Raw genomic sequence first — 2,950 nt, forward strand, 5'->3', positions numbered from 1 at the left:
GCGAAATGCTCACCACACCTTCGCCGTTGACCGAACGCATGACGCTGTTTTGGCACGATCACTTCCCCTCCGGCCAGGACAAGGTTGCTTATCCGCAGCTCATGTTCCGGCAGAACGCCTTCTTGCGCCGCGACGCACTCGGCAACTTCGGCGACCTGCTGCACGCGGTCGCGAAAGATCCTGCCATGCTTCAATACCTCGATGGTGAGAGCAATCGCAAGGGTCGGCCCAATGAAAATTTTGCCCGCGAAGTAATGGAGCTGTTCACGCTCGGCGAGGGCCACTATTCGCAGCAGGACGTGGCCGAGGCCGCACGGGCCTATACGGGCTGGACACTCGATCCGGACACGCAGGCGTTTCAATTCAATCCAAAAACACACGACGACGGCGAGAAGACCGTGCTTGGCCAGACGGGCAACTTCGACGGCGACCAGGTGCTCGACATTCTCCTGGAACAGCCGGAAACGGCTACGTTCATCGCAACGGAACTCTGGCGCGAGTTCATTTCCGAGGCGCCAGATCCGGCGCAGATCGCACCGATCGCCGCGCGTTTTCGTGCGAGTCACTACGACATCAAGACGGCGCTGCGCGGCGTGTTCTTATCGGAGGCGTTCTGGGATGAGCGCAATCGCGGCGTGCTGATCAAGTCTCCCGCCGAATTCGTGGTGGGCACGGTGCGTGAATTCGATATCGGCTATCCGGATCAGGACACGGCGCAGTTCGCGGTCCAGGTGCGCAATTTCGGTGAAAACCTGTTCTATCCGCCCAACGTCAAGGGCTGGCCGGGCGGCGAGAACTGGATCAACAGTTCCACCCTGCTCGCGCGCAAGCAGTTTATCGAGCAACTGTTTCGTGCGACCCAAGCCCGGGACCCGCGGTCGACGTCCGCACCGCGAAGCATGACGCAGGCCGTTTCCATGCAAGCGCCGCGAACCGGCATGCGCTTCGATCTGGACGCGTGGCTCGCTCGATACAATACGACGGCTCAGGCGCGGCCGGATTTATCGGCGGAATTGCAAATGCAGCATGCTGTGCTGGCGGTGTCGCCGGCCGATGCCATCGATGCCGACGCCACCAGCAGCACGTATTTGCGTGCCTTGCTGATGGACCCGGCGTATCAGTTGAAATAGGCGGTGAGATGAATCGACGCGACTTCCTTTCGATGACCAGCGCCGCCGGCGCATTCGCGCTGGCCCCATCGGCGTTTGCGGCTGGCGTGACGCCCAACCCGGGCTATGGCAACCTGCTGATCCTGGTCGAACTGAAGGGCGGCAATGACGGCCTGAATACCGTGATCCCGTTCGCCGATCCTGCTTACGCCACGCTGCGGCCGAAGATCGGCATTCGACGCGAGCAGGTCGTGCAACTCGACGAACGCACCGGTCTTCATCCCGCGCTGCAGCCGTTGCTGCCAATGTGGGCCGGCAAGCAACTCGCGATCGTGCAAGGCGTGAGTTATCCGCAGCCCAATCTCTCGCATTTCCGTTCCATCGAGATCTGGGACACCGCCTCGCGCTCCGATCAATACCTGCATGAAGGCTGGCTCACGCGGGCGTTTCGCGCGCAGCCGGTACCGCCGGAATTTGCGGCCGACGCTGTCGTGATCGGCAGCGCGGAACTTGGGCCGCTTGCAAACGGTGCGCGGGCGGTGGCGCTGGTGAATCCCGCGCAATTCGAACAACAGGCGCGCTTCGCCACGCCCGTGTCTCTTAAGGAACGCAATCCGGCGCTCGCGCATATCCTCGATGTGGAGAACGACATCGTGAAGGCGGCCGATCGGCTGCGTCCGCGCAACGGCCAGTTCGTGCTCAAGACGCAGTTTCCGGGTGGCGCGTTCGGCAACTCGATCAAGACCGCGATGCAGGTGTTGGCCGCGACCGACACGCCAGCGGGCATGCCGCAGCAAGGACAGGGTGTCGCGGTGATCCGTCTGACGCTCAATGGCTTCGATACCCATCAAAACCAGCCGGGCCAGCAAGCAGCGTTGCTCAAGCAGTTATCGGAGGGATTTGTCGCGATGCGCTCGGCGCTGGTCGAACTGAACCGCTGGAACAATACGTTCGTGATGACCTATGCCGAATTTGGACGACGCCCGCGCGAAAATCAAAGCAACGGGACGGACCACGGCACCGTCGCGCCGCACTTCGTGATGGGCGGCAAGGTGAACGGCGGATTGCATGGCGTCGCGCCGGTATTGGCGCGACTGGACGGCAACGGCAACCTGCCCGTCGGCGTCGATTTCCGGCAGCTTTATGCGAGCGTGCTGGGGCAGTGGTGGGGCCTGGACGCGACCGGAATTCTCGGGCAGAAGTTCGAGCCATTGCCGATCTTGCGGGTTTAAGCGGGGTTTCAAGCGAGGCTTTTAGCAACCTGAGCAACCGTCTAAAACCATCAGGTTTGGTACGGTGCGCCCGGGTTGGACAATCACGCTACACGATCCACGCCGCACGCCATGCAAGGTCGCTGCGCAGGAATGCCCTGCGCCTATCGAACGCGCCAGCTAATCCACAACTTGCGGATCGGCGTAAGCGCAATGCGCTGATGCAGCACCTGGAAGTTTTCGCGTTCGATCTCATCGAGCAAGGCCATCGATATCGCTCCTTGCGCCCGCAATACACGCTGCATCTTGCGTTCGTCGGCGGGAATGGCGTCGAGCGCCTTCTTCAACGTTTCGCGCGCGCGCTCGGTCTGGAAGCGCATCAGCGCGGTGAACGCATCGCTGTATTTGCGATTGGTCACGTCGGCAGCGGTCACGTTGAAACGCTGCAATTCATCGATCGGAACGTAAATGCGGCCGTGACGCGCATCGTCGCCAATTTCCGCCACACGTTCCGCGAGCAGCAACGCCGCACCGAGTGGCGTGGCCCACAGGGCTGCATCCTGAGGACGCTGCGCGGTCGCCCTCGCCACGAGAACGGCGAACGCGCCGCCCGTACCGTCCAGATAACGC

General features: G+C 62.1%; 3 protein-coding genes. 2 read left to right on the plus strand and 1 reads right to left on the minus strand.

The window, feature by feature from the left end; genetic code table 11:
- Both WCA53_RS32500 and WCA53_RS32505 read left to right on the plus strand, forming a co-directional pair.
- The coding region (locus WCA53_RS32500) for a DUF1800 domain-containing protein (RefSeq protein ID WP_423921558.1) at positions 1-1,130 on the plus strand (1,130 nt) is incomplete at its 5' end.
- An 8-nt stretch (positions 1,131-1,138) separates the two neighbouring features.
- Positions 1,139-2,341 carry a DUF1501 domain-containing protein gene (locus tag WCA53_RS32505; RefSeq protein ID WP_423921560.1) on the plus strand — a complete coding sequence of 401 codons (1,203 nt, stop codon included), beginning with the start codon at positions 1,139-1,141 and terminating at the stop codon, positions 2,339-2,341.
- Positions 2,342-2,484: 143 nt separating this feature from the next.
- On the opposite strand, the gene WCA53_RS32510 is transcribed toward WCA53_RS32505, so the two are convergent.
- Positions 2,485-2,950: squalene/phytoene synthase family protein (locus WCA53_RS32510; RefSeq protein WP_423921563.1), on the minus strand; the 466-nt coding region annotated here is incomplete at its 5' end.

This window comes from Caballeronia sp. (assembly GCF_049581465.1).
In the GTDB taxonomy this organism is placed as follows: Bacteria; Pseudomonadota; Gammaproteobacteria; order Burkholderiales; family Burkholderiaceae; genus Caballeronia.

Coding starts and splice junctions, on each gene's coding strand:
- WCA53_RS32505 (WP_423921560.1), top strand. CDS start 1,139: ATGAATCGACGCGACTTCCTTTCGATGACCAGCGCCGCCGGCGCATTC.